This is a genomic window from Reyranella sp. GW821-FHT12G01 (genome assembly GCF_058806575.1).
Window position 1 is genome coordinate 48124 of the sequence record NZ_JBXAPV010000003.1, and the last position, 26417, is coordinate 74540.

Here is a 26417-nt window from a genome sequence, read left to right on the forward strand (position 1 = left end):
ACCGATGACTTCGTCGCTGCCGCGTCGCCCGCTGCTTGCCGCCCTCGCCATCGCACCATTCGTTGCTGCAACAGGCGCGTCCGCCCAGGGAGACCTCGTGAACATCGAGAAGAAGATCTTCACCATGAAGGAGTTCCGCCTTGAAAGCGGCACCGTCATGCCCGACGTCAGGATCGCCTACGAGACCTACGGCACCCTGGCGCCCGACGGCCGCAACGCGGTGCTGCTGACACACGGCTACACGTCGAGCCAGCACATGGCCGGCCGCGTCGGCGCGAATGGCGCGGAAGGCTCGTGGGACGGGCTGGTCGGACCGGGCAAGGCGATCGACACCAACAAGCTGTTCGTCGTGTCGTCCAATATGCTGGGCTCGTCCTACGGCTCGACCAATCCGGCACAGGTGAATCCGAAGACCGGCAAGCCCTACGGCGCCGACTTCCCCACCATCACCCTGGTCGACATCGTGAATGCGCAGAAGGCACTACTCGACAGTCTCGGCGTAAAGCATCTCGTTGCCGTCGCGGGCCCGTCGTTCGGCGGCTACCAGACCTTCCAGTGGGGCGTGACCTATCCCGATTTCATGGACGGGCTGGTGGCGGTGGTGAGCGCGCCCAAGGGCTCGGGCGGCGAGGCCTCGGTCAAGGCGCTGATCGACACGCTGGCCAAGGATCCGAACTGGAACGGCGGCAATTATTACGAGAACGGCGGCATCACCAAGGTGCTGACCGACATGCGCGTGGCGACCCTGAAGCGCTATGGCATCGACGAGCAGCTCGCCGCGCAGTTCCCCGACAAGGACAAGCGCGAGGCCGAAATCGTGCGGCGCGCCGAGACCTGGTCCAAGGTGTTCGACGGCAACTCGCTGGTCGTGCTGCGCCGCGCCAGCGTGAACTTCGATGCCGAAAAGGACATGCCGAAGATCAAGGCCAAGGTGCTCTACGTGCTCTCGCGCACCGACAAGCTCTTCCCGCCCTCGATCGCGCCGGGAGTGATGGAGAAGCTGAAGGCCGCCGGCGTCACCGCCGACTACTTCGAGATCGACAGCGACTTCGGCCACTCCGCCTCGGGCCTCGACGCCGCCAAGTGGGCGCCGCGTCTCAAGACGTTCATGGCAACCCTGCCGAAGGGCGCCTGACCTAAAAGAATCCCGTCGCCCCGAGCGAAGCGCCCCCCTCGAGTGCCTCGGGGCAGGCTCCGGCGCGAAGTCGAGGGACGACGGCATTTTCTAAAACGGACGGTCGCCCTTGACCGTCACGCGATGGCCACTGCGCGTGTGGGGCCAGTAATCCCACATGGCGCGATGCTGGGCGCAGCGATTGTCCCAGAAGGCGATCGAGTTCTCGCGCCACCGGAAGCGGCACTGGAACAGCGGATTCTCCATGTGCTGGTAGAGGTAGCGCAGGATCGCGTCGCCCTCGTCGCGCGGCACGCCGATCAGGCGGCTGGTGAAGCCTGCGTTGACGTAGAGGCTCTTCTTGCCGGTCACCGGATGAGTCCGCACGACCGGATGCTCGGCGCGCGGATATTCCGGCTTGTCGGCCACGCCGATCGGCTTGAACAGGCCGCGATAGACCGCCTCGCCGTCGTGCAGCGCGGTCATGCCATCCAGATAGGCCTTCATGCGGTCCGACAGCGCCTCGTAAGCCGCGTACATGCTGGCGAACAGCGTGTCGCCGCCGCGCGGCGGGCACTGCTTGATGTGGAGGATCGAGCCCATCGGCGGCTCGACTTCGCAGCTCACGTCCGTGTGCCAGCCCTCACCGTTGGCGCGCGGGCTGTTCTTGTCGGAATAGATGCGCATCATCTCCGGCACGCCCGGCTCGTGCGGCGCCGCAGGATGGACGTGCAGGTCGCCGAACAGGCGGCCGAACGACATGTGCTGCTCGGGCGTCAGTACCTGGTCACGGAAGAAGATGACGAGGTTCTCGGCCAAGGCGCGATGGATCTCGTCCTGCTGGCGGTTCGACAGCGGCTTGCTGAGATCGACGCCGCCCAGTTCCGCGCCGATGATCGGCGTCAGCTTGTCGACGGTGATCGTCTCGTAAGGCGCGCTTTCGTCGGCGGTGTGACGATAGCGCGGGCCGGCATTGGCGCTCAGTGAGCCTGTCATGACTGTCTCCGTTGCCCTATTCGTCGAGGGTGATCTTGTTTTCCTGGATCAGCTTGGACCAGACCTCGCCTTCGGTGGCGACGAACTGGTTGAACTGTTCGGGGCTCCAGTCCTTGAGGACGAGCCCGAGCTGGGTCGAGCGTTCGATGACGCTGTCGAGCTTCGCGGCCTTCCTCATGGCGGCGTTCAGCTTGTCGACGATCTCCTTGGGCGTGCCGGCGGGCGCGAACATCCCGAACCAGGCATCGAGGACGAAGCTGGGCAGTCCCGCTTCCGCCGTCGTGGGAATCTCCGGGAAAGCCGGGTGGCGGGCGCTGCTCGCCAAGGCGAGCGCCTTCACGTTTCCGTTGCGGATATGGGCCGCGACCGAGGGCGGGCTCATCACGGCCAACTCCACCTGCCCGGCGACGATGTCGGCGCTCACCGGTCCCGCGCCCTTGTACGGGATGTGGGTGAGGTCGATGCCGGCCGCCTTGTTCAGCATGACGCCGCCGATATGGGCGACCGAGCCCGGTCCGAAGGAGGCGTAGTTCAGCTTGCCGGGATTGGCCTTCGCGTAGGCGATGAAGTCCTTGAGGTTGTCGACCGGTACCTTCTTGGCGATCACGATGACCTGCGGCGCGATCGCGCCCATGGCGACCCCGGTGAGATCCTTGGGCGACCAGTTCAGGTTCTTGATCATCGCCGGATTGGCGGAGTGATAGGAGCAATACTGCATCAGCAGCGTGTAGCCATCCGGCTTTGACTTCGCGACCAGCGACGTGGCGATGTTGCCGTTCCCGCCGCCCTTGTTGTCGATGACGATCTGCTGGCCGAATTCCCGGGACAGGTGCTCGGCGAACATGCGCGCGACGATGTCGGTGCCGCCACCCGCCGGGGCCGCCACGACAAGCGTGATGGGCCGGTCCGGGTAGACGCCCTGTGCATGCGAAACCCGGTTCGCGGCGATCGATCCGACAAGCGATCCGGCGGCGACGGATCCCAGCGATAGAAGGTGGCGGCGCTTCATCCCTGTCTTCCTTTTCGATCCGCGCCCGAAGGCGGCCGCGGTTGACTTAGCGCTACCACCGGATCACCCTATGCATGAAGTGCATTGTTTGCACTTGAACATCTGCGTATTTTGCAATCATGGACAAGCGGCTGCTGGAATCCTTCGTCGCCGTCTACCGGTCGGGCTCCCTCGTCGAGGCGGCGGAGCGCCTGAATATTTCGCAGTCCGCCCTGTCGCGGCGCATCACGGAATTCCAGCATCGCCTGGGCCTGCCGCTGTTCGAGCCATCCGGCCGTGGCATGGCCGCAACCAGCGATGCGCACGACCTGTTGCCGCTGGCCTCGGCGGCGCTGGAAGGAATTGCCCGCCTCGAAGCGGCGGCAAGGGTGAACAGCGAGCATCCCGCCGTCCACATCACGGTCGCCGCGACCGCCCACACGATCGAGACGGTCGTGGCGCCGTGCATCGCGGATTTCGTCCAGACCAAGCCGAACATCCGCGTCGGCGTCATCGAGGCCAACGGCGTCGAGATCGAGAACCTCGTCCTGAGCGGGGAGGCCTCGATGGGCGTCACGGGGCGTCCGCGTTACGACACGGGACTCGTCGATCATCAGATCGTGCGCCTGGATATCCTGGCCGCGTCGCCGAAGCCGTTCAGCGCCGGCGAACGCCGCAACGGCATCGAGCTCCGAGTGCTGTGCGAACGCGATCTTCTGGTGCTGGATCGCGGATATCAGTCGCGGCTGACCCTCGATGCGGCGCTGCGGCTGCTGTCGCTGTCGCCCAGCATCCGGCACGAAGGCGGTTCGGGAACGGTGATCCTGGCGCTGGCGCGCGCCGGCCTCGGCACGGCCGTGATACCGGCAACCACGCGCACCGACCTTCACACCGCCAAGATCATCGCCAACAGCGTCGTACTCGGCATGGACCTGGCCGCCATCTGGGATCCGACCCTGCGCTGGCGTGCCGAGGCCGAGCAGTTCGCCGAGTCGATGAGGGCCTCGTTCTCTCCGCGCAACCGCTCACGCCGCGGGTGAGCGGCGCGTTCGAACGATCCTGACGGCCCCCGCCAGCAACAGCAGTGCCGCGACGGCGCCGATGGCAGCGATCACGGCATGGCGCCTGGCCGAGTCGACGACCTGCATCGGCCACGCCGCCAACCGCCGCAGCCAGAATGTGCGGGCGGCCTCGAAGTCGGGCTCGGGACAGGTGCCCCCGAAACTCTTCGCCCAGGGCTGATAGGCGCCGGTCGCCACGTAGCGGCGATAGATCTTCTCGGTGCGCGGCAGGTCGTTGCCATCTTTTGCAAATCGCGCCGCCCAGCAGAGCGCAGCCGCATAGGCCTGAGATCGCTGCGGCAGGAGATCGGCGGCGGCGACGGCGTAGTCGGACGCAACCAGGCGATAGTGGAAGCGCACGTCGGGCTTCGGCGCGCTCGCCGCAAAGCGGCGCTCCTCGTCCGGCCCCAGCAGCGATGCACTGTTGTAGGGCCGGGCGCCCTGCTCCTCCTGCGGACGCTCCCGGTCGGGCACCGGGCTCATCTGCCCCACACCGGCTTCGAAGGAGCCGCTGAGCGCGGCCTCGTCCGGCGGCCCTTCGGTCCCCATGATCTCCATGCCGCGCCTGCGGGCGAGCGTCGCGGCGGTGAACAGAGCCTCGGCGCGCGAGACGTTCTGCCAGGGCCATCCCGGCTGAGCACCCTTGAGTGCCTCGGCATAGGCGCGCGCATCGACGGCCGGCGGCGGCGAATCCGGCGCGGCGTCCGTGGGCGTCGCCGAGAAGTAGGCCTGCGCTTCCGGGAGGCGGCCGTCGCGAACGAGACGCCGTGCCAGCAGGTCACGCAGGGAGGCGATCGGCTTCGACACGACGCTGTAATCGTCGTCGGCCTTTGACGGCTTGTCGGGGTCGACAGCAGGCAGCCCGTCGACGAACGCCTTCAGCTCGTCGGTCGTCAGCACACGCTCGGCGATGTAGGCGACATCGCCCCAGTAGGTGCGCGCGACGGGAAACAGCAGCCGCAGCGACTCCCCGTAGCGTCCTTCGCTCACGGTCATCACGGTCGTCTCGCCGCGCAGCCGGGTGGTGGAGGCATCGTCGAGCTTCGCGGCGCTGCCGGCGCCCGTCGTTGCGGTGAGGGCTGCGGTCCAGTCTCGGACAGCCGCCGCCCGGTCGTTGCGCCGAAGGGCGAGCTTGGCCCGCACCCAGAGGCCGAGTGGACGCTCCGTCGCCGCCGTCAGCTTTTCCGCCACATCGTAGCGCGCGGCCTGGTAGGCGAGCGCGGCCAGCCTATCGAGATCGTCTCCGGCAACCGGATTGGGCTGCGTGAGCACGGCATTGATCACCGAAGTGACGGCCTGGTCCTTGGGACCGGCGACACCATCGTCGTAGATTGACTGGCCGTCGCGGGCGACCACGTAGGCGACCAGCAGCTGCCGCACCAGCGGATCGGGAATGGCGCGGGCGAGCACCTCGCCGTCGGCCGTCAGCAGGCCGGCGACCTCGCGCAGCGACAACAGCGCGATCTTCGACCCGCGCACCGCCTGCTCGACATAGAGACGGACGGCGCGACCGATCAGCATCGTCGCCTTGGCATCGTCGATATCCGAGTCCGGAACGTTCCACGGAACGTCCAGCAAACCCACCTCGACCAGATCGATCCTCGCCTCTTCGCCCAAACTCGCGACCGCGAGCCCCATGGGATCAGGCGCACCGGCCTGCGCCCGCGCGCGCACGGCCCGGAACGATTCGCGCGCCGCATCGAACTGGCCCTCGAGCTGCTGGATGCGGCCCAGCATGTAGGCGGCCGCGACCGTCCGGATCCGGCGCAGCGCCGGCGGCAGGCGGTCGATCGCCTCGAAATATTCCTTCGCTGTGTCGAGGCGACCGGCGTGGAATTCTATCGCGCCGGCGATGTAGTCGAGGACCGCGACCGGCAGCCCCTCGCCCGCAATCAGCGCTTCCTTGCCGCTTTCCGCCCGGCGCGCCGCCTCCAGTTTTCCGAGCAGCCTGCCGGTCGACAGCGTCGTCCCTGCCGGAAGGATCGGAGCCCACGCACCCGACTGCGCTTCCCCGCGCTCGGTGACGACGGCTTCCGGCTCCGTGCTCGGACTGTAGGAATCGTCCGCCTCCACCGCCACGAGCTTGTCGGTGGGCGGCGGCGCCAAGCGCTTGATCTCGAAGGTGAAGCTGAGACCGACCGGGTCCCTCACCGTCTCGGCACGATCGTCGAAGAGCTGCCAGGGGAAGTTGGGACCGCAGGCCAGCGCGACGCCGATGCTGGCGACGGCCGCGAGGCAGAAGAAGCCCAGTCTAGTTGACGACATTCAGGTGCCTTTCCGGCTGCACGCAGCGCGCCCAGCCGATGGTGCGTTTGGTCTGTGCCCGAAGCCGGCCGTTGCCGGTGCTTTCCAGCACGCGATGATCGGGTTGCCCCTGATCGGTTTGCCTGGCGCCGACCAGCCGGAATCCGTTGGCGCCGTCGGCCGCCTCGCAGGCCGGACCGAGGCGGACCTGCGACGGCAAGGCTGCGTCCACCGGCCCGTCGTTGGACAGGACCACGTTCCACAGATCCGGTTGTTCCGCCGCGACGAGCGAGGCGCTCACCCGCGCCGGCGCGAGCCGGTCAGTGACCACCGCGCGCCAGGTCTCGAGGCTCCACGCGCGGTTGTCGGCGTCGGTCGGCAAGCGGAACCAGACGACGCCCTTCAAGCCAGCCGGCGCGGATCGCTGCAAGGCGTGCACGAGACGGAGGACGGCTTCGGGGCGGGCATCCAGCAGTTCGCCGCCCGGCCCCGCCAGCAACGGCACTTCGCTTTCGACACCGGCCAGCCGGCCGTCGCGGTGCCATGTCACGCGCACGTCGTAGGCCGGGAGCGCCACCCGGAACGGGCGGCCGATGCGCCGCCCGAATTCATGGACCCAGCGTTCGGCCTGATCGGGATCGAACAGGCCGCGGCGCGGATCGTCGACCATATGCACCTGCAGGACGACCTCATCGAGGTTCGTCGCGAGGCTTCCCAGTGATGGCGACGACAGCCAGGTCGGCAGCGCCGTGATCGAAAGTGCGATCGACGGCGAAAGACGCGCGCGCAGTGCGGAGAGGAACTTGGCGTAGGTCGCGAGCTTCGAGGTTGGACAATCGTAGTCGATCTCGACGCCCGTGATCGCCTCTAGCGTCTTCGGCGCCGACACCGTCGCGACGACGCGGTCGAGCAACAGGCTCATGCGATCCTCGTCGAGACGGCCGTCGATCCGGATCACACCGACGACGGGCCGTCCGGTCGCACGAACGTCGCCCCAGGGCACGGAAACCGTCGTCCAGCGGCCCGACCGGTCGCCTTCGGCGAGGAGAATGCGCCAAGTCCGGATGATGTCGGCGGATCGAGTGGCGGCTGAGGTGACGGCGGGCGTCCAGACGCGCTGCCAGACATAGGCATCGTGCGGCAGCGGCTCGCCCGTGGCGCGGATCGCCGACGTCGATCCCGTCAATCCCACCAGGCACAGCAACAGTGCTGCCAATACGCGCATGACTTCCCTACGCGGGGCGTTCAGCCCCGGGCCGTCATTTTAGCCCTTTACGGCCCCGGCCGTCAGCCCCGACGACATGTAGCGGCGGAAGGCATAGTAGATCGCGGCCGGTGGCAGCGCGTAGAGGAAGCCCGCCGTCATCAGCAGTTCCCACGGCGAATCGTCGGCCGATAGGAAGTTGCCCAGCGCCACCGGCAGAGTGATCGCCGTGTCCTTGGACAGGAGCAGGAACGCGTAGAGATATTCGTTCCACGCCAGCAGCAGCGCATAGGTGCCGACGGCGATCAGCGACGGCACCATCAGCGGCAGGTAGATCATGCGGAAGAGCTGGAACGGCGAGGCACCGTCGATCATGGCGGCCTCGTCGAGCTCGACCGGCAGCTTGTCGGAGGCCTGGCGCAGGATCCAGATCGCGTAGGGTGAGGCGATGGTCGCCATCGCAATCACCAGCGCCCAGTCGTTGTTCAGCAGCCCGTACATGCCCATCGTCTTGTACATGGGCACCGCCAGGAACGCGGCCGGAATGAAGTAGGTCAGCAGCGCCAGGTTCATCACCGTGCGGCCGCCCTTCATGCGCAGCCGGCTGATCGCAAAGGCGGCCGCCGTCGCCACGAACAGCGTGATCGCCGCCGTGCCGATCGAGATGATCACCGAGTTGAACATCTGCAGCCAGAAGTGATTGAGGAAGTGATGCTTCTGGCCCACCACCATCTCGAAATTGCGCATGGTCGGGTTGGTCGGCCAGAGCTGGCCCGAGAAGGCCGCATCCTTGGGCGAAATCGCGAACAGGAACATGTGGTAGATCGGGATCAGCGTCCACAGCAGCACCGGGATGCCGATCAGCAGCAGCCCAGTCTCGAAGCCGATGTTGCGCAGGAGCTTGCGCGGGCTCATCTCGAGAGCCGCCGCATCATGAAGTAGACGAGCGGCAGGATGAGCGGCAGCGCGCAGACGATCGACGCCATGGCGAGGCCGACCTGGTCGAGTCGCAGGTAGCGGATGCCGAGCGTCGCCAGGACGTGCGTCAGGTCCGCAGGGCCACCGCCGGTCAACAGGTAGACGCTGTTGAAGTCGCCGACCGTGAAGATCATCGAGAGCAGGGTACAGGTGACGTAGAGCGTGCTCATCGACGGCCAGGTGATGTAGCGGAAGCGGTGCCACGCCCCTGCTCCGTCGACCGCGGCGGCCTCGTAGAGCTCGCCCGGGATGGCGAGGCGACCGGCCAGCAGGATCAAGGTCCAGAAGGGCAGCGACTTCCAGATGTGCACCAGCATCGAGAGCGTGAGCGCCAGCGCGGGATCGTTCAGCCAGTTCGGCCCGTCCTCGGCTGTCAGGCTGAAGATCAGCTGGTTGATGACGCCCCACTCTGGATTGAGCATGAAGCGCACCGACAGGATGGTCGGGATCGACGGCACCGCCCAGGGCAGCACGAACAGGACGGCGAGCACCTTCACCCACCAGCGCTTGTGCGTGAAGAAGCCCGACAGGAACAGGGCCAGCGCCATCTTCACGTTGATGGCGACGACCAGGAAAATGAAAGTGTTGATGACCGTCCGCAGGAAGATCGGATCGGCCGCCAGCTCGACATACAGATGCGGACTGCGCGCCAGCCAGAAGCTGTAGCCGACCGGGAACACCACGAAGCCGATGAAGATCGCGATGTAGGGTGCGACGAACAGCAGGCTCCAGGCCTGCCGCTCCGACAGGCCGAAGCCGGCCCACCGGGATTTCTCCCGGGGGGTCGTCGTTTCGATGGCAGTCGCCGTCATACGCGTACTCGCGAAAGCAGGCTTAACGATCGAGGCCTACTTGGCCACTTCCTTCATGCGCGCGATCATTTCGTCCACGGCCTTCTCGACCGCGACCTTCTCGCTGACCACGCGGTTCATCGCCTTGGCCCAGATGTTCTCGTTGTTGAGGATCGTGAACTTGTAGTTCTTGGTGAACTCGAACGGCAGCGTGCCGGCCTTGAACTGGTCGTACACGGCCTTGCGATGCTTGTCGGCCTGCCAGAACGGGCTCTCCTGGCTGGCCTTGGTCACCGGGAACCAGCGGCCGAGCGCGCCTTCGACATAGGGGCGGAGATTCTCTTCCTCGAGCAGGAACTTCAGGAACTCGCGCGCGCGCGGCTTGTTCTTGGAGTCCTGGAAGATCACGCCGACCTTGACCGCCGTGCGATAGACCATCGGCGTGCCGTCGGGCTTCTTGGGGAAGCCTGCGGTGGCGATCAGCTCGTCGTAGGCCTTGCGGCCGGCGGCGCGCTGCTCGGGCGTGAGCTGCTCGTTGTTGGCGTCGTCGAGCCACTTGGCGGCGATCGAGATCGTGTAGTTGTGCGTCATGATCGTCGTGCGATTGTGGAAGGCGACGTTGTTGTCGGGGTCCTTCCAGGTCGTCGACGAGGGCGGCGAGCAGCCCTTGGCATAGATGTCGGTGTAGTCGCGCAGCGCCGAGATCAGGCCTTCACGCACCTTGGGATCGTCGACCAACAGCTTGCCGGAATCGTCGACCAGCTTGACGTTGTAGGCATCGACCCAGCTCAGGAACGACTGGAACGAGTCGGTCGATTCGACGCCCATCGGGCTGCCGATGCCGTAGACGCGGCTGTTGGTGGCCTTGCGGTAGGCCGGCTGGACCTTGTCGCACCAGAAGGACCAGTATTCCTTCCAGGTGCCGGGAATGTCGTTTTCCTTGAAGCCCGCCGTCGCCAGCATGTCCTTCCAGTACTGGATGTGCAGCGTCTGCTGCTTCAGGACGAAGCCGTAGAAAGCCTTCTTCTTGGCCTTGTCGTTGTAGAGGAGAGCCGTCTCGATCGTGACCGGCGCGAAGCGGTCCTTGATCGGCTCGATGACGTCGGAAATGTCCTCGAGCTTGCCGTCATAGGCCCACTTGCCCGCGACCTGCACGTCATAGGTATCCGAATAGGCGATGTCCGGCGGCGAGCCCGAATCGAGAGCGGCGACCGTCTTGGGGATCATGTCCTGCACGGCATACTGCGACAGGTCGACCTTCACGCCGGTCTTGGCCTCGAACTTCTTGATCGCGGCGAACAGCGCATCGTCCTCGGACTTGTAGAAGCCCTTCACCCACCAGACGCTGAGCTTCTCCTGGGCGAAGCCCGGAGCGGCCGAAAAGGCGATCGCCAGCGCTGCGGCGCCAGCCAGAATCCGTCTCATTTGTTTCCCTCGTTTTCTTAGTTGTCTGACAACTCGATTATCAGTCCGCTCTGCGGGAGTCGAGAAAAGACCGAAGGACCTGTGCGCATTGCACAGCGTGCGAGAATGGCAGGCCATGGCGTGACCGGCCGAAGACATTCAACTCGGCATCCGGCAGCCCCTTCAGCAGGTCCGCCACCACCCCGACCGGGATGAACGGGCTGCCGTCGGGATGCAGCAGCAGGGTCGGGCACTTGATGTCCGCGAGGCGCGGCGCGAGGTCGGTGCCGATCAGCACACCGAGCGCATTCAGGATCGAGGCGCGCTGCCATTTCTCCTGCTCGGCCGCGAACCAGGCCAGACGCTCCGGCGACAGCGCGCCATCATGGAAACGGTCGCGCAGGAAGGCGTCCGACCAGCCTTTCGAGCCACCCTCGTCAAGCTGCCGACGCCAGGCGTCGGCGCGCTGGATCGAGGCGCCGAGATGGGCGCCGTTGCTGACGATGAGCGTCGCAATCCGTTCCGGCCGGGCAAGCACCGCCGCCATCGCCACGGTGCCGCCGATCGATTCGCCCACGAGGTGGAAGCGCGAGAGGCCGGCCGCATCGGCCACGGCGAACACGTCGTCGACCAAGAGATCGAGCGACCATTTGAAATCCTCGGCCGGGATGTTCGAGCGGCCGTAGCCGCGCATGTCGAAGGTGACGAGCCGGTAGGCGTCGCTCAGTGCCGGCTGCCAGCCCATCCAGATCCCGGCGCTGGCGCCGATCCCGTGATGAAACAGGATCGGCAGGTTTGCCGGCCGCCACGGCGCCACCTGGTCGACGACGTCGTAGTGAAGCGTTCCGTGTGCGGTATCGGCGAGCGGCATGATCAGTCGGCGCGCATGCCGGCGGCCTGGATGACCTCCGCCCATTTCTTGCGGTCGGCCATGATGGTCGCCTTGAATTCTTCCGGCGAGCCGACGAGTGAATCCATGCCGTTCTCGGTGAAGCGCTTCTGGACGTCGGGCTTGCCCACCGCGGCCCGCAGCGCCTTGTTCCAGTAATCGGTCAGGTTGGCCGGCAGCGCCTTGGGCCCAAACACACCGAACCAGTTCACGACCTCGAAGCCCGGCAGGAACTTCGAGATCAACGGCAGGTTCGGGAAGAGCGGCGAAGGCTTGGGCGAGCCGAAAGCGACCGGGATCAGGCCGCCGCCGTTAATCTGGCCGAGGAACTCCGGCATGTTGCCGAACATCATGTCGCAATTGCCCGAGATCATGTCCTGGATCGCCGGTGCGCCGCCGCGATAGGGCACATGAACCATCTTGATGCCCGCCATCTTCTTGAACAGCTCGGCCGCGAGATGCTGCGACGTGCCGTTGCCCGCCGAGGCATAGGTGAGCTTGTCGGGATTGGCCTTCGCGAAGTCGATGATCTCCGGGATCGTCCGGTACTTCATGTGCTTGCCGACGACCAGGATGTTGGTGACGCCCGCGATGTTGGCGATCGGCGTCAGGTCGGTGTCGACGTTGATCGGCAGCTTCTGCCCCGGCATGACCGGCGAGACGCAGAGCGCGGCCATCGCCGCGAGGCCGATCGTGCGGCCGTCCGGCGGCGCGAGGGCCAGCGCCTCGTTGGCGATGAAACCGCTGGCTCCGGTCTTGGTGTCGACGATCACCTTCTGCCCGACTTCCGACGTCGCGGCCTCCGCCAGGATGCGGCACAGAAGATCGGCGGTGCCGCCCGGCGCGAAGCCGCAGAGAAAGCGCACGTCGCCGGTGATGGTCTGGGCCCGCGCGGGCCATCCCGCCAGCGATCCGATCAAGGCAGCGGCGCCCGCGCCCGCGAATGTTCTGCGTTGCATTTTGTTTCCTTCCCTGTGTTGCAAAAAGCCTAGCATAATTCTCGAATGAGCAAGCCCCTTCGCCGCTCCCTGCTCACCGGCCTCGCCGCCCTCCCTCTGGTATCCAAGTGGGCGCCGAGCCGCGCGCAGTCGCCGGACTTTCCCGACAAACCGCTGCGCTTCATCGTGGGCTTCCCGCCGGGCGGCCCCAACGATCTCCTGACGCGGCTGATCGCGCCCGGCATCGGCGAGCGCCTCGGACGTACCGTCGTGGTCGAGAACAAGGCCGGCGCCAACGGCGAGATTGCGGCCAGCTTCACCGCCAAGAGCCCGGCCGACGGCTCCGTCTTCATGCTGGCCTCGAACGGTTCGACCACGGTCGCGCCGGCGCTCAGCCGCAACATGCCCTACGACATCCGCACCGACTTCGTGGCCGTGGCGCCGGTCGGCATCAACCCGATGCTGCTGGTTGTGCGGCCCGACCTGCAGGTGAAGACCGTCGCCGAACTGCTCGACTTGGCGCGCGCGCATCAGGGCAAGCTGAACGGCGCCTCGGCCGGCGCCGGCGGCGCGACCCATCTCGCGCTCGAGCTGTTCAAGGCGATGACGAGGCTCGACATCGTGCACGTGCCCTACAAGGGCGGCGGCCCGGCGATGGCCGATCTCATGGCGGGCCAGGTCGATCTCTATTTCGGCGGACTTTCGACCGCGCTGCCGCACGTGAAGGCCGGCAAGATGCGCGCGCTGGGACAGACCGGGCTGGTGCGGTCGCCCGCGGCGCCCAACATCCCGACCATCGCGGAGTCGGGCCTGCCCGGCTACGAAGCCGCCATCTCCTACGGCGTGTTCCTGCCGGCCGGCGCGCCCACGGCACTGGTCGAGCGGCTGCACGCGGCCATCGATGCCACGATCCGCTCGCCCGACATCGCGAAGAAATTCGTGGGCCTCGGCGCCGATCCGCAATTCGGATCGCCGCCGGAGTTCGCGGCCTATGTGGCCCAGGACTTCGCCAAATGGGCCCGCCTCGCCAAGGAAGCGGGCCTCAAGGCGGAGTGATCTCTACTGAACCGACGAGAAGCCCGTCGGCGTCAGCATCTGCACCGCGACGTTCTCGACGATGGCGCCGTCCTTCTCGGTTTCGGCGCGCTTGGCCAGCCATTCCGGATCCGCGGCAAAGGCGTTCCACTTCTTCTCGCGGTCAGCGAGCGATTCCCAGGCCAGGAAATAGGTCAGCTCCTGGTTGGACTCGCCGATCAGCGTCGTGAAGAAGCCGGCCTGCTTGATGCCATGCCGCTCCCAGATCTTGAGCGTGATGGTGTTGAAGCGATTGAGAAGCGCCGGCAGCTTGCCCGGCACGCACCTGTAGACGCGCATTTCGTAGATCATCTTCTCTCTCCCTAGAATTGCCCGCCGAAGCGCGGCACGAACCCATCGCCCTTGTGGTCGATGTGGCAACTGAACGGCGCCCCGAAATGGCATGGCATCAGCCGCGCGCCGCTGCCGGCGCAATGCTCCAGCGCCTCGCGCCGGCTCTTGCGCGCGCCCTCGCCATCGGCGCAGGCGAAGCTGTTCCACTCGGGGTGATAGACCTGAAGCGCGTGATGAAGGATGTCGCCGCAGAACAGCGCCTTCTCGCCGCGCGATTCGAACTTGATGGCGATCGTGCCCGGCGTATGCCCCGGCGCCGGCTCGACCTTGAGGTTCTCGTCGAGCTGGGCGGCGCCATCGATCATCTGCGTCAGCCCCGCCTCGACCACCGGCAGCACCGAATCACGGAAGGAGCCCGCGTTGACCGGGCCGGTCGCGGGATCGCTGTCGAGCTTCAGGTAGTGATCGTAATCGGTGCGGCTGAACACGTACTTCGCGTTCTTGAACGTGGGCACCCATTTGCCGTTCTCGAGCCGCGTGTTCCAGCCGACATGGTCGACGTGGAGATGGGTGCACATCACCATGTCGATCTGGTCGGGCTCGACGCCGGCCGCCTTCAGCCGCTCGAGATACTTCGTCTCCATCAGATGCCATTTCGGCCGATGCGGACGAGGCTTGTGATTACCGACGCAGGTGTCGATCAGGATCGTCTTGCCGCCGATCTTCAGCAGCCAGCTATGGATGCTCAGTTTCAGGAAGGCGGACGCTTCATCGTAGTGTGCCGGCACGAGCCAGCTGCGATGACGATCGACGACGGCGGGATCCCAGTCGGGAAAGAAGGCCTTGGCGTCGAAGTTGGGTTCGTAACTTTCCTCGATGCGCACGGCCGTGCCGGCGCCGAGTTTTACTTCAACCATCCCTGCCTCCCCGATTTGCCGGGGAGCTTAGCGTTGCAAGACCAGTATGGGAAAGGCGGCCGTTTCGCGATCAGAACGGCAGGCGCGACGCGTCGACACGTTCGACATGCCGATGGGTGAGCGCCGCGATGGCGGCACCGCCCAACGGCGCAACGATGGCGAGGACGATGAAGTGGATGCCGAGCATCCAGGGATCGAACAGTCCCGGCATCATGTGCCCGACCGTCACGGTCGAGACGAAGAAGAGAACGGCAAAGCCCGCACCGGCCAACAGGCCGCCCAAGGCGACGAGCAGGAAGGAAGCGGTCAGCGATCGGCCGATGAGGTAGCTCAACCCAAAGGCGGCTCCAGCGGCGACAAGCGCTGTTACGGTTTCCATCATCATCATCACGTCCTCCAATACGCTCTCGACTTGGGAGAAATCAGAGTCGACACTCTTTGCTTCACACACACTCTGAAACATCTAACCTTCGTCGAGAACCGACCAAATGCGCATGTCTGACTCTGCATTCGACTGGCTTTCCGCAGCGGAACTATCAAAACTGTTGGCGCGCGGTGAGGTGTCACCCGTCGAGATCGTGGACGCCATGTTGAAGCGTGCATCGGCGCTGCAACCTCATCTCAACGCTTTTGTTCTGATCGACGCCGAAGGCGCGCAAGCTGCTGCAAAAGCTGCAGAATCCCGCTGGCAAAAAGGCCAGCCGCTGTCGCCGTTCGACGGCATTCCGACGACGATCAAGGATACGACGAACGTAAAGGGCTGGCCGACTCGCCTCGGATCGCATTCGACGGATGAGACTCCGGCGACCGAGAACGCGGCTGTCGTCGACAGGTTCCTTGCCGGGGGCATGATTATTCTGGGCAAGACGACCACGCCGGAATTCGGCTGGAAGGCTCTCACCGACTCGCCTCTGCACGGCACGACGCGCAATCCGTGGAACCTCGCCCATTCGCCGGGCGGCTCTTCCGGCGGCGCTTCGGCGCTCACCGCGGCGGGCGTCAATCCATTCAATCATGGCAATGACGGCGGCGGATCGATCCGCATTCCCGCCGCCCACACCGGCCTCGTCGGACTGAAACCGTCCTATGGACGCATCCCGCAATCCCCCGCCGACGCGCCGTTCGCCGACGTCATCAGCCAGGGCGTGCTGGCGCGCTCGGTCCTCGACACCGCGATGGCGTTGAACCTCACGGCCGGCCCCGACCCGCGCGACTGGCGTTCGCTGCCCGCCGAGGCACGCGACTACACGATCGGTCTAGACGCCGGCGTGCGCGGCTGGAAGATCGGACTCAGCCTCGACCTCGGCCATGTGAAGGCCGATCCCGAGGTCCGCGATCTGGTGGCGGCGGCAGCGAAGCGCTTCGAGGATCTCGGCGCGCATGTCGAGGATGTCGGCCCGATGTTCGAACCGCTGCAGCAGCACTTCGAGCCGCTGTGGATCGGCAGCTTCGCGACGCGCTTCCGCCAGATCCCGACGCAGCTTCACGACAAGCTCGATCCCGGCATGCGCGCGCTCGCCGAGAAGGGACTGTCGATCACCCTCGCCGACTACGCCAAGGCCTTCGAGGCCAAGAGCAAACTCGCACGCGACCTCGCGCTCTGGCATCGCAAGTACGACCTGCTGCTCGCCCCGGTCACGCCGACCGCCGCACCGTCGGTCGAGACGCTCTACAATTCGGACGCCTTCCCGCGCTGGACGAAGGGTGCGCCCTACACGCTGCCCTGCAACCTCACCGGCCAACCCGCCGCCTCGATGCCCGCAGGACTCACAAAGGCCGGCCTGCCGGTCGGCCTGCAGATCATCGGCGCGCCGCGCGCGGACGAGACCGTGCTGCGCGCGATGCGCGCCTACGAGAGCGCGAGCGGCTGGATATGGCCGCAGGCGAAGGTGCTCGAGACGTTGAAAGGATTGTGAGGCGATTGCCTCACCGTCAGCGGCCGATCAGGCCGGGCGCGACATCTTGTTGGGCGTCGGACGAACGACGCGCAGCGCGATGACGAGAACGCGATAACCGAGGAAGCCGGCGCAGAGCGCGCTGGCGGCCGCGATGTATCCCGGTTCGACCAGGGCTTCACCCATCATCGCGGAGGTGAAGTCGATGATGGAAAGCGCCACGAGGAAGAGCGCAGCGACGAGACCATCGACCGTCGCGGGCAGCGACACGAGACCGGACTCCTGGTTGGTCTGCACGCTCAGCATCCAGCCGCGGATGCGGCCGATCACCGAGCCCAGCGCGAACGCCGCGACCCAGAGTATGTCGAACAGGAAGCTCGCCTCGAACACGCCGGCGAGAAGCATCAGTGTCGCCATCAGCGCGAAGCCACCCGGCAGCGCGACACGGCCCAGCGTCGTGACGCCGCCGCGCGACTGCGCGGCCATCGTCCAGAGGCAGAGGGCAGCGAACAGGAGTGTGAGGCCGTTCGCCAGACTGAGAGCCGAAACCATGTCGGGAGCAAACGATACGCAGCGAAGCGAGTAAAGCGCTGAGGCTGCACAAGCACTGTCGGCTGGGGGTTTCTACAACTGCAGCCCACGAGAAGTTGACTGGGCCTCACAGCCAATGAAAGCGAGGATCAAGCCGTCGGAAAGCTGAAAATACAGGGAGAAAACGACATGACGATCAAATCGAGATTGGCGGCGGTTGCCGTAACGACGCTTGTAGCGACTTTTTCGGCCACGTCGTCGCAGGCTCAGCAGACCCCGCCGCAATTTCCCAACATGACCTTCTTCATCACCAGCACGGGCGGTCCGCAGGGCGCCAACTATGGCGGCCTCGAAGGCGCCGACCGTCATTGCCAGACGCTGGCCGCCCGGGCCGGCGCCGGCGGCAAGACCTGGCGTGCCTATCTCAGCACCCAGGCCGTCGGCGGCGCGACGGCCGTCAACGCCAAGGATCGCATCGGCAAGGGACCGTGGGTGAACGCCAACGGCGTTCAGATCGCAGCCAGCGTCGAGGACCTGCATTCGGCCAACATCAAGCTCACCGCGGAGACCAGCGTGGCCGAGACCGGCAAGCTGATCCCGAGCCGTCTCTACACGGTGAACCAGCACGACATCCTGACCGGCACGCAGGCCGATGGCACTGCCTTCCCGCCGGACAAGGACATGACCTGCGGCAACTGGACGAAGAACGGCGAAGGCAGCGCCATGGTCGGTCATACCGATCGCATGGGCCTGCGCGACGACGCGCCGTCGAAGTCTTGGAACACTTCGCACCCGTCGCGGGGCTGCGACCTGCCCGCGCTGGTGACCACCGGCGGCGCCGGCCTGCTCTACTGCTTCGCGGCCAACTGACGATCAATCAAACGTGATGGCGTGGCGCCGGCCCGGCGGCGCCACGACGACACTTATTTGCGATCAGGGTCCGGTCTTCTCGACGTTCCAGAACAGCATCGCCGTCATCGGCGGCAGCCAGCCCTTGGTGTTCGTGCGGTGGACCATCATGCCGTACCATTCGCCGAGCGGATAATGCGTGCCGAGCGTCGCGGCGCGCACCTGGATCTCGGCCGCGATTTTCTTCTGCGCTTCCAGGTCCGGCGCCTTGGCGAACTGGTCGCGCAATTCCTCGATCTTCTTGTCGCACGGCCAGCCGGGCGTCGCCTTCTCGCAGGAGGCGTTGAGGTTCTGCGACACGATCGGGTTGGAGGAATCGAGCGCACCCCAGCTGGTGAGGAACAGGTTCCATCCGCCGTTGGCCGGCGCGTCGCGCTTGTTGGTGCGCGCGACGGTGGTCTGCCAGTCGGCCGATTGCATGTCGACCTTAAATCCGGCCTTCTCGAGCTGCGCCTTGGCGACGGGCGCGAGATTGACCAGCGACGGCAGATCGGTGCTGCGCATCAGCACGATGGGCGTGCCGTCGTAGCCCGCTTCCTTGAGGAGTTCGCGGGCCTTGGCGACGTTGCCCTCCAGGCGACCGTCCATGCCCACCGTCGTGGCGAGCGGCGTGCCGCAGACGAAGTACGCCTTGCACACCTGATAGAACTTCTCGTCGCCGACCTGTGCGTCGAGGAAGGGCTTCTGGTCGATCGCGTAGCCGGCGGCCTCGCGAATCTTCGGATTGTCGAACGGCGGATGCAGCCAGTTGATTCGGAATGTGTACTGGCCGGGATACTTGCCGCGCTCGTAGACGATCGACTTGTTCGACTGCAGCATCGGCAGCAGGTCGGGCGGCAATGCCTCGATGACGTCGATCTCGTTGTTCTGCAGCGCATTCACCGCCGTCTGCACGTCGGGCATGACCAGCCATTCGACGCGGTCGACCTTCGCAATCTTCCCGCCGGCCAGGCCTGAAGGCGGCTCGGCGCGCGGCTTGTAGTTCGGATTCTTGACGTAGACGATCTTCTCGCCCGGCTTCCATTCGTCGGTCTTGAAGATGAACGGCCCCGAGCCGGTCGCGTCGCGGATCTGCGTCGTGCCCGGCGTGTCGGCGATGCGCTTGGGCATCATGAAGGGCGCCGTGCTGCCGGGCTTGGCGAAGGATTCGATGACGAAGCCGTAGGGTTCGTTGACGACGAGGCGGAACGTCTTGTCGTCGACCGCTTCGAGGGTCTTGGTGTTCTGCATCAGGCGCTGGCCCACGCCGTCGCGTTCGGCCCAGCGCTTGATCGACTGCACGCAGTCCGCTGCGGTGACGGGCGTGCCGTCGTGCCATTGCAGGCCGTCGCGCAGGGTGAAGGTGTAGGTGAGTTTGTCGTCGCTCAGCTTGTAGCTGTCGACCATCTGCGGCTGCGCCTTCATGTCGGCGTCGAGCGCGAACAGCGTGTCGTAGACCATGTAGCCATGCGTTCGCGCGATCTGGGCCGACACCCAGATGGGATCGATGACCTTGAGATCGGAATGCATCACCGCGCGCAACGTCTGCGGCGTTCCCTGCGCCATGACCGCGAACGGTGCGGTCACCGCCAGCGCAGCGGCGGCGGTTGTCAGGCTCCGGCGTAGCAGCTTCAGCACGGCTTCCCTCCTTCGGCGACCACGCGCCACCGAAGGAGGGGAGCAAATTCTACGCCATGGGTCAAAAGGAAGGCCGACCCACCGGCGCGATCAGGTCGCGAAGATCAGGCGTCGGCCTTGACGCCGGCGGTCGTGATGACCTTCTCCCACTTGTCGATCTCGTCCTGGAGGAACTTGCCGGTGTCTTCCGGCGTCGCGCCGACCGGGATCACGGCCTGCTCGGCCAGACGCTTGCGCAGCGCCTCGTCTTTCACCGCGCGGCTGACTTCGGCCGACAGCTTGTCGACGATGTCCTTCGGCGTGCCGGTGGGCGCCAGGAACATCACCCAGCTCGACGATTCGATCAGCGGACCGCCGGATTCGACGATCGTCGGGATCTCCTCGACGCCGGGCACGCGGTTCTTCGACAGCATCGCAAGGCCGCGCACCTTGCCGGCGCGCACCTGGGTGATGACGCCGATCGGGGCGTCGATCAGCACCTGGATATTGCCCGAGGCGAGATCGGCCAGCGCCGGCGCCGTGCCCTTGTAGGGGACGTGCTCCATCTTGATACCGGTCACCTGCTTCATCAGCTCGCTGGTGAGATGCGCGGCCGCGCCGACGCCCGACGAGCCGAACGACAGCTTGTTGGGGTTGGCCTTGGCATAGGCGATCAGCTCGCCCACGTTCTTCACCGGCAGGTCGTTGGTGACGCAGATGATCAGCGGCGCGACGCCGACCAGCGAGACCGGGGCGAAGCTCTTCACCGGGTCGAACTTGAGCTTGCCGGCATACAGCGTCTTGTTCGCGGCATGGGCGGCGATGACGGTCAGGAACGTGTAGCCGTCGGGCGTGGCGTTCGCCGCGGCTTCCGCGCCGATCAGCGAATTGGCGCCGGGCTTGTTGTCGACCACGAAGGTCTGGCCGACGTTCATCTTCTCGAGCGTGAGGCGCGTCACCACGTCGGTGAGGCCGCCTGCCGTGTAGGGCACGACCCAGCGGATCGGCTTGGTGGGCCACGCCTGGGCGCGCGCGGCGCCCGGAATCAAGGCAGCCGCAGCGGTTGCCGCGAGCGCCGTGCGGCGATTGATCGTCTTCATGTGTTTTTCCTTCTTCCCTGTTTGTTCAGTCCAGATCGAGACCGTTCATCCCGGCGTTCTTGCGCGCCTTCTTGGCGATCTCGCCCAGCACCTTGCCGGCCTGAACCGGATCCATGATCTGGTCGACCGTGGGGCCCTTATGCCAGCCCTCGGCAACGGCGAAAATGCCGTTTCCGGCCTGGAAGACGCGACCCGTCACCTCACGACTGTCCTCGCTCACCAGCCAGGTCGCGACCGGGGCGATCCACTTCGGGTCGCGGCGCTTCTTGTCCTCTTCGGTGTACTCGCGCAGGTCCTCGGTCATGCGCGTAAAGGCCGACGGCGAGATCGAGTTCACCGTGACGCCGTAGCGGCCGAGTTCGCGTGCGGCAATGACCGTGAACGAGGCGATGCCGGCCTTGGCCGCACCGTAGTTGGTCTGGCCGATATTGCCGTAGATGCCCGAGACCGAGGTGGTGGTGATGATGCGCGCATCCACCGGGCCGCCCTTCAGCTTGGCCTGGTCGCGCCAGTAGGCGGCCGCATGGCGGGCCGGCGCAAAGGTGCCCTTGAGGTGCACCTTGATGACGGCGTCCCACTCGTCCTCGCTCATGTTCACGAGCATGCGGTCGCGCAGGATGCCTGCATTGAGCACGACGGCGTCGAGCTTGCCGAAGGCCTCGACCGCCTGGTCGATCATGTGCTTGGCGCCGTTCCAGTCGGAGACGTCGTCGCCGTTGGCCACGGCCTCGCCGCCCATCGCCTTGATCTCGTTCACGACCTGCTGGGCGGGGCCCACGTCGTTGCCCTTGCCGGCCCGGTCGCCGCCCAGGTCGTTCACGACCACCTTGGCGCCATGCTCGGCCAGCATCAGGCAATGTTCCCGGCCGACGCCGCGGGCGCCGCCCGTCACGATCGCAACCCGTCCCTCGCACAATCTCGCCATTGCTCCCTCCCGTCTTTTGCGTGTCTGAAACCTGTCGTCCTGGGCTAGTCTAGCGGGGCTTACAGGAGGATCGCCATGGACACGCTGCCGCTCGTCACCCCCGAACAGGTCGGGCTTTCCGCAGCGCGGCTCGACCGCGTGCGCACCTGGATGAACCAGTGGGTCGACAGCGGGAAGCTGGCCGGCATGGTCACCTGCGTCATGCGCAAGGGCGAGCTGGCTTTTGCCGAGGTCGTGGGCAAGTCGGACCTGGCTCGCAACAAGCCGATGCGCGCCGACACGATCTTCCGCATCTACTCCATGACCAAGCCGCTCACCTCGACGGCGATCATGATGCTCTACGAACAGGGCAAGTTTCAGCTCGACGACCCGATTTCGAAGTTCATCCCCGCCTTCGCCAACCCGCGCGTCATGGCGGGCGGCAGCCGCGGCAAGATCGAGACCGTACCGGCCGAGCGCGAGATCAACTTCCGTGACCTGCTCACCCACACGTCGGGCCTGACCTACGGCTTCATGGAGAGCAATCCGGTCGATGCCGCCTACCGCGCCAAGCAGGACGGCGTCGATTTCCAGACCGCCGACACCAGCCTGAAGCAGGTCGTCGAGCGGCTGGCGCAGCTGCCGCTGATCGCCCAGCCGGGCAAGGCCTGGAACTATTCGGTTTCCACCGACGTGCTGGGTTACCTGGTCGAGGTGATCTCCGGCCAGGCCTTCGAGAAGTATCTCAAGGAGCAGGTCATCGATCCGCTCGGCATGGTCGACACCGATTTCCACGTCCCGGCCGCCAAGCACGATCGCTTCGCCGCGAACTACGCCGCGGGCGCGGGCGGCAAGCTCGACCTGATCGACGATCCGGGCAAGAGCCGCTACCTGGCGCCGCGCAAGGTGAACTCGGGCGGCGGCGGCCTCGTCTCGACCGCTTCCGACTACCTGCGCTTCTGCAAGTTCATGCTGAACAAGGGCGAGCTCGACGGCGTGCGGCTGCTCGGCCGCAAGACGGTCGAGCTGATGACGATGAACCATCTGAAGGGCGACATGGCCGACATGGGTACGCCGCGCTTCTCGGAATCGACCTACACCGGCATCGGCTTCGGTCTCGGTTTCTCGGTGATGATCGATCCGGCCAAGGCCTACATTGCCGGCACGCCGGGCGAATATGCCTGGGGCGGCGCGGCTTCGACCGCCTTCTGGATCGACCCAGTCGAGGACATGGCCGTGGTGCTGCTGACGCAGCTCATGCCCTCCTCGACCTATCCGATCCGCCGCGAGCTGCGCGTGCTCACCTACCAGGCGATCATCGACTGAGGGACGAAGTCATGCGCAACACCGGCAGCATCGAAGTCCGCAAGCTCCATCCGCTGTTCGGCGCGGAGATCACCGGCATCGACATCACGCGCCCGCTCTCGGCGCGCGAGTTCGGGCCGATCCGCGCCGCGTTCGAGGAGCATTCCGTGCTCCTCTTCCGCGACCAGGCGATGGACGACGAGACGCAGATCGCCTTCAGCGAGAATTTCGGCCCGCTCGAGACGACGCTCAGCGCCAATCCCGCCGCCGGCACCAAGTTCGCACGCCAGTCCAATCTCGACATCATGACCGGCGAGCCGATCCCGCCGGACGACATGCGCATGATCTACCAGAAGGCCAATTACTTCTGGCATTCAGACTCCTCGTTCAAGCGCATCCCCTCGCTCTGCTCGATCCTGACGGCGCGGATCTGCCCGCCCGAGGGCGGCAACACCGAGTTCCTGAACATGCGTGCCGCCTGGGACGCGCTGCCACCGGCCCTGCAGGCAACGATCCATCCTCTCGTTGCCGAGCATGCGCTCGCCCATTCGCGCGACCGCGTGCAGAAGGGCATCCTGAGCGCCAAGTCGCTGTCGGAGCTGCCGCCGGTGAAGCAGCGCATGTTCCGTGACAACCCGATCAACGGCCGCCGCGCGCTTTATATCGGCGCCCATGCCGGCCGCATCCTCGACTGGCCCGAGCCGATGTCGAAGGCGATCCTCTGGGAGCTGGCGCAGCGCGCCGAGCAGCCGGAGTTCATGATGTCCCACGCCTGGCGCGAGGGCGACGTGATCGTCTGGGACAATCGCGCCGTGCTGCATCGCGCCACCCATTACGATGCGGTAAAGCACAAGCGCCTGATGCAGCGCACCACCATCGGCGGCGATGAACTGACGGTCCCGCAGTAAGAATGTCCGAAACCGTTTCAGCCGGCCCGCTCCCCGACGGAATGCCGTCGGGGCCAAGGCGCCTCGCCGCCGTGGCCACCATCACCATCGGCCTGTCGATGGCGGTGCTCAGCAACTCGATGACCAATCTGGCCCTGCCCTATATCGCGCACGATCTCGCGATCACGGCGGAGAGCTCGATCTGGATCGTCAACGCCTACCAGATCGCCTTGATGATCATGCTGCTGCCGGTTGCGGCGCTGGGCGACATCGTGGGCTACCGCACCGTCTATCGCTGGGGCCTCGTCGTTTTTTCTCTGGCCTCGATCGGCTGCGTGCTGGCGCCTTCGCTTTCCTGGCTGATCGCCGCGCGCACGCTGCAGGGGCTGGGAGGCGCGGCCATCATGGCCATCCAGCCCGCCCTGGTGCGCTCGATCTATCCGCGCGCCGCGCTCGGCCGCGGCCTCGGCTTCAACACCACCGTCGTGGCGACCTCGCTGGCCGCCGGCCCCAGCCTCGGCGCCGCGCTGCTCGCCATCACGAGCTGGCCGATCCTGTTCGCGGTCTACATCCCGCTCGGCGTCATCTCCTTTTTCCTGGCCGGCCGGTTCCTGCCGGTGACCACCCATGCCAAGCGCCCCTTCGACGTGCTCTCGGCGGTCCTTTCGGGCGGCATGTTCGGCCTGCTGATCTTCGGTATCGACGGCGTTGGCCATAATCATCCCGTGCCGGTGATCGTGGCCGAACTGGTCGGTTCGGCCCTGCTCTGCACGCTGTTCGTCTGGCGCCAGCGGCGACTCGCCGATCCGATGATGCCGATCGACGTCTTCGGCCGGCCAATCTTCTCGCTCTCGATCTCGGCCGCCACCTGTACCTTTGCAGCGCAAGGCCTGGCCTTCGTCAGCCTGCCATTCTTCTTTCATACCGTGCTGGGCCGTGACGCCACGGCGACCGGCCTGCTGCTGACGGCCTGGCCGCTGGCGCTGGCGGGCGTGGCGCCGATCGCGGGCCGGCTGGCCGATCGCCACCATGCCGGCGCGTTGGGCTCGATCGGCCTCACCTGCATGGCCTCGGGCCTGATCCTGACCGCGCTGCTGCCTCCGGACCCCTCGGCCTTCAACATCATGTGGCGGCTGGTCCTGTGCGGTGCGGGCTTCGGCATCTTCGCCTCGCCCAACAACCGGCTGATGATGAATGCCGTGCCGCGCGACCGCAGCGGCAGCGCAGGCGGCATCATCGCCTCGGCGCGTACCCTGGGTCAGACGATGGGCGCCGCGCTGGTCGCGCTGGTGTTCGGCCTGTTCGATTTCTCGGGTGGTGGCGCGGCCGACGCCGCACGGGCGGCGATCTGGCTGGGCGCCGGCTTTGCCGTCACGGCCCTGATCCTGAGCAGCCTGCGCTTACGACACTGAGGCCGCGTGCATCTCGCGGAACAGCGAGGGCGCCATGCCGAAGCGGCGCTCGAACGCCTGTCCGAGCCGCGCCGACGAACGCAGGCCCACACGGCCCGCGATCGATTTGAGCGACAGCCCTTTGGCCAATAGCGTGCGCGCCGCATCGAGCCGCAGCCCTTCGACGAAGTGCGCCGGCGTCTTGCCGGTTGCCTCGACGAACTTGCGATAGAAGCTGCGCTCCGAGAGTCCCGCACGCGCGGCCAGCGCGGGCACGTCGAGCGGCTCGTCGAGATGACCCTGCATCCATTCGATCAGCCGCGCGAACGGCGCATCGACCTCGGTCTGCGCCTGCAGGAGCGGGCTGAACTGCGACTGGTAGCCCGGCCGCCGCGCATAGAGCACGAAGTGCCGCGCGATCAGGTTGGCGATCGCCGCACCGAGGTCGGCCTCGACCAGCGCCAGCGCCATGTCGATGCCGGTGGTCACGCCCGCCGAGGTCCAGACCTTGCCGTCGACGACGTAGAGTGCCTCCGCATCCACCGTGAGATCGGGAAATTTCTCGGCCAGCCGCGCGCAGCTCGCCCAGTGCGTGGCCACCCGCTTACCGTCGAGCAGGCCCGCCGCCGCCAGCACGAAGGCACCGGTGCAGACCGAGCCGAAGCGCTTGGTCTGCGGCGCGGCCTTGAGCAGCCATCGCCGCACGTCGTCGCGCGCCATGACGGCCTTCAGTCCACGCGAGCCGCCCGCGACGAGGAGCGTGTCGTAGCGACCGCCAATGCGCCGACTCATCAGCGCGACGCCGCAGTTGGACGTGACGGCGTCGCCGTCGGGCGACACGATCTCGACGTCGTAGACCGGCCGCTCGCGCCCTTCATTGGCCGCGCCGAACACGGCGGCAGGCCCGGTGACGTCGAGGAGCTGGCAGCCCTCGTAGGCGAGGATGGCGATGCGGTGTGATCTGGGCATTGGCAGAAATTATCGTATATTTGTCATTTCTGCCAGAG

25 protein-coding genes are annotated in these 26417 nt (G+C 66.2%); 8 read left to right on the forward strand and 17 right to left on the reverse strand.

The features are described from left to right. Positions 1 to 4: 4 nt before the first annotated feature. A complete protein-coding gene (locus tag AC1RP5_RS25270; RefSeq protein WP_493115368.1) occupies positions 5 to 1135 on the forward strand; it encodes a homoserine O-acetyltransferase family protein in 1131 nt (376 codons plus the stop codon). A 90-nt stretch (positions 1136 to 1225) separates the two neighbouring features. Here the strand turns inward: AC1RP5_RS25270 and AC1RP5_RS25275 are convergent, their stop codons facing one another. Both AC1RP5_RS25275 and AC1RP5_RS25280 read right to left on the reverse strand, forming a co-directional pair. Continuing rightward, positions 1226 to 2110: a TauD/TfdA dioxygenase family protein gene (locus AC1RP5_RS25275; protein WP_493115370.1), complete on the reverse strand. Its 885-nt coding sequence runs from the start codon at positions 2108 to 2110 to the stop codon at positions 1226 to 1228. A 16-nt stretch (positions 2111 to 2126) separates the two neighbouring features. Continuing rightward, a complete protein-coding gene (locus tag AC1RP5_RS25280; protein ID WP_493115371.1) occupies positions 2127 to 3119 on the reverse strand; it encodes a Bug family tripartite tricarboxylate transporter substrate binding protein in 993 nt (330 codons plus the stop codon). Positions 3120 to 3238: 119 nt separating this feature from the next. On the opposite strand from AC1RP5_RS25280, the gene AC1RP5_RS25285 reads away from it, so the two are divergent. Next, positions 3239 to 4138, forward strand: coding sequence for a LysR family transcriptional regulator (locus tag AC1RP5_RS25285; protein WP_493115373.1), 900 nt, complete (start codon positions 3239 to 3241; stop codon positions 4136 to 4138). Here AC1RP5_RS25285 and AC1RP5_RS25290 read toward each other — a convergent pair. From AC1RP5_RS25290 to AC1RP5_RS25320, 7 genes are read right to left on the reverse strand one after another with little or no spacing between them, the layout of a single operon-like run. Continuing rightward, positions 4124 to 6424 (reverse strand): hypothetical protein, encoded by a 2301-nt coding sequence (locus tag AC1RP5_RS25290; protein ID WP_493115374.1) that lies wholly within the window; start codon positions 6422 to 6424, stop codon positions 4124 to 4126. The genes AC1RP5_RS25285 and AC1RP5_RS25290 overlap by 15 nt on opposite strands. Further along, complete coding sequence (locus AC1RP5_RS25295; protein ID WP_493115375.1) at positions 6411 to 7628, reverse strand: DUF3142 domain-containing protein; 1218 nt, start codon at positions 7626 to 7628, stop codon at positions 6411 to 6413. Before AC1RP5_RS25295 ends, AC1RP5_RS25290 begins: the two co-directional genes overlap by 14 nt. Before the next feature lie 39 nt (positions 7629 to 7667). Further along, complete coding sequence (locus tag AC1RP5_RS25300; protein ID WP_493115376.1) at positions 7668 to 8522, reverse strand: carbohydrate ABC transporter permease; 855 nt, start codon at positions 8520 to 8522, stop codon at positions 7668 to 7670. Next, positions 8519 to 9397 (reverse strand): carbohydrate ABC transporter permease, encoded by an 879-nt coding sequence (locus AC1RP5_RS25305; RefSeq protein WP_493115378.1) that lies wholly within the window; start codon positions 9395 to 9397, stop codon positions 8519 to 8521. Before AC1RP5_RS25305 ends, AC1RP5_RS25300 begins: the two co-directional genes overlap by 4 nt. A gap of 36 nt (positions 9398 to 9433) precedes the next feature. Further along, positions 9434 to 10801 carry an ABC transporter substrate-binding protein gene (locus AC1RP5_RS25310; RefSeq protein ID WP_493115381.1) on the reverse strand — a complete coding sequence of 456 codons (1368 nt, stop codon included), beginning with the start codon at positions 10799 to 10801 and terminating at the stop codon, positions 9434 to 9436. A gap of 40 nt (positions 10802 to 10841) precedes the next feature. After that, positions 10842 to 11651 carry an alpha/beta fold hydrolase gene (locus AC1RP5_RS25315; RefSeq protein WP_493115383.1) on the reverse strand — a complete coding sequence of 270 codons (810 nt, stop codon included), beginning with the start codon at positions 11649 to 11651 and terminating at the stop codon, positions 10842 to 10844. A 2-nt stretch (positions 11652 to 11653) separates the two neighbouring features. Beyond that, entirely contained in the window at positions 11654 to 12628 is a 975-nt protein-coding gene (locus AC1RP5_RS25320) for a Bug family tripartite tricarboxylate transporter substrate binding protein (RefSeq protein ID WP_493115385.1), read from the reverse strand. A gap of 45 nt (positions 12629 to 12673) precedes the next feature. On the opposite strand from AC1RP5_RS25320, the gene AC1RP5_RS25325 reads away from it, so the two are divergent. Continuing rightward, positions 12674 to 13663 (forward strand): Bug family tripartite tricarboxylate transporter substrate binding protein, encoded by a 990-nt coding sequence (locus tag AC1RP5_RS25325; protein WP_493115386.1) that lies wholly within the window; start codon positions 12674 to 12676, stop codon positions 13661 to 13663. 3 nt (positions 13664 to 13666) lie between these two features. Here the strand turns inward: AC1RP5_RS25325 and AC1RP5_RS25330 are convergent, their stop codons facing one another. From AC1RP5_RS25330 to AC1RP5_RS25340, 3 genes are all read right to left on the reverse strand, one after another. Continuing rightward, on the reverse strand, positions 13667 to 13993 hold the full coding sequence (locus tag AC1RP5_RS25330) for an NIPSNAP family protein (protein ID WP_493115387.1): 327 nt from the start codon (positions 13991 to 13993) through the stop codon (positions 13667 to 13669). A gap of 11 nt (positions 13994 to 14004) precedes the next feature. Further along, positions 14005 to 14892, reverse strand: coding sequence for an MBL fold metallo-hydrolase (locus AC1RP5_RS25335; RefSeq protein ID WP_493115389.1), 888 nt, complete (start codon positions 14890 to 14892; stop codon positions 14005 to 14007). Between the two features lie 70 nt (positions 14893 to 14962). Next, positions 14963 to 15355, reverse strand: a complete 393-nt coding sequence (locus tag AC1RP5_RS25340) for a hypothetical protein (protein WP_493115390.1) — start codon at positions 15353 to 15355, stop codon at positions 14963 to 14965. 31 nt (positions 15356 to 15386) lie between these two features. On the opposite strand from AC1RP5_RS25340, the gene AC1RP5_RS25345 reads away from it, so the two are divergent. Next, on the forward strand, positions 15387 to 16808 hold the full coding sequence (locus AC1RP5_RS25345; RefSeq protein WP_493115392.1) for an amidase family protein: 1422 nt from the start codon (positions 15387 to 15389) through the stop codon (positions 16806 to 16808). A gap of 27 nt (positions 16809 to 16835) precedes the next feature. Here the strand turns inward: AC1RP5_RS25345 and AC1RP5_RS25350 are convergent, their stop codons facing one another. Further along, on the reverse strand, positions 16836 to 17339 hold the full coding sequence (locus AC1RP5_RS25350; RefSeq protein WP_493115394.1) for a hypothetical protein: 504 nt from the start codon (positions 17337 to 17339) through the stop codon (positions 16836 to 16838). Positions 17340 to 17507: 168 nt separating this feature from the next. Here AC1RP5_RS25350 and AC1RP5_RS25355 point away from each other — a divergent pair, with 168 nt between their 5' ends. Continuing rightward, positions 17508 to 18188: a hypothetical protein gene (locus AC1RP5_RS25355; RefSeq protein ID WP_493115395.1), complete on the forward strand. Its 681-nt coding sequence runs from the start codon at positions 17508 to 17510 to the stop codon at positions 18186 to 18188. 63 nt (positions 18189 to 18251) lie between these two features. On the opposite strand, the gene AC1RP5_RS25360 is transcribed toward AC1RP5_RS25355, so the two are convergent. From AC1RP5_RS25360 to AC1RP5_RS25370, 3 genes are all read right to left on the reverse strand, one after another. Further along, entirely contained in the window at positions 18252 to 19844 is a 1593-nt protein-coding gene (locus AC1RP5_RS25360) for an ABC transporter substrate-binding protein (protein ID WP_493115396.1), read from the reverse strand. Between the two features lie 104 nt (positions 19845 to 19948). After that, positions 19949 to 20923: a Bug family tripartite tricarboxylate transporter substrate binding protein gene (locus AC1RP5_RS25365; RefSeq protein WP_493115398.1), complete on the reverse strand. Its 975-nt coding sequence runs from the start codon at positions 20921 to 20923 to the stop codon at positions 19949 to 19951. A gap of 25 nt (positions 20924 to 20948) precedes the next feature. After that, the gene (locus AC1RP5_RS25370) at positions 20949 to 21848 is read right to left on the reverse strand and encodes an SDR family NAD(P)-dependent oxidoreductase (RefSeq protein ID WP_493115399.1); all 900 of its coding nucleotides are present in this window, start codon (positions 21846 to 21848) and stop codon (positions 20949 to 20951) included. A gap of 75 nt (positions 21849 to 21923) precedes the next feature. Here AC1RP5_RS25370 and AC1RP5_RS25375 point away from each other — a divergent pair, with 75 nt between their 5' ends. The 3 genes from AC1RP5_RS25375 (at position 21924) to AC1RP5_RS25385 (ending at position 25431) form a co-directional block, all read left to right on the forward strand. Continuing rightward, complete coding sequence (locus tag AC1RP5_RS25375) at positions 21924 to 23153, forward strand: serine hydrolase domain-containing protein (RefSeq protein WP_493115400.1); 1230 nt, start codon at positions 21924 to 21926, stop codon at positions 23151 to 23153. Positions 23154 to 23164: 11 nt separating this feature from the next. Beyond that, on the forward strand, positions 23165 to 24040 hold the full coding sequence (locus AC1RP5_RS25380; RefSeq protein ID WP_493115401.1) for a TauD/TfdA dioxygenase family protein: 876 nt from the start codon (positions 23165 to 23167) through the stop codon (positions 24038 to 24040). A 71-nt stretch (positions 24041 to 24111) separates the two neighbouring features. After that, positions 24112 to 25431, forward strand: a complete 1320-nt coding sequence (locus AC1RP5_RS25385; protein ID WP_493115402.1) for an MFS transporter — start codon at positions 24112 to 24114, stop codon at positions 25429 to 25431. Here the strand turns inward: AC1RP5_RS25385 and AC1RP5_RS25390 are convergent. Continuing rightward, entirely contained in the window at positions 25420 to 26379 is a 960-nt protein-coding gene (locus tag AC1RP5_RS25390) for a GlxA family transcriptional regulator (RefSeq protein WP_493115403.1), read from the reverse strand. The genes AC1RP5_RS25385 and AC1RP5_RS25390 overlap by 12 nt on opposite strands. Positions 26380 to 26417: the final 38 nt, after the last annotated feature.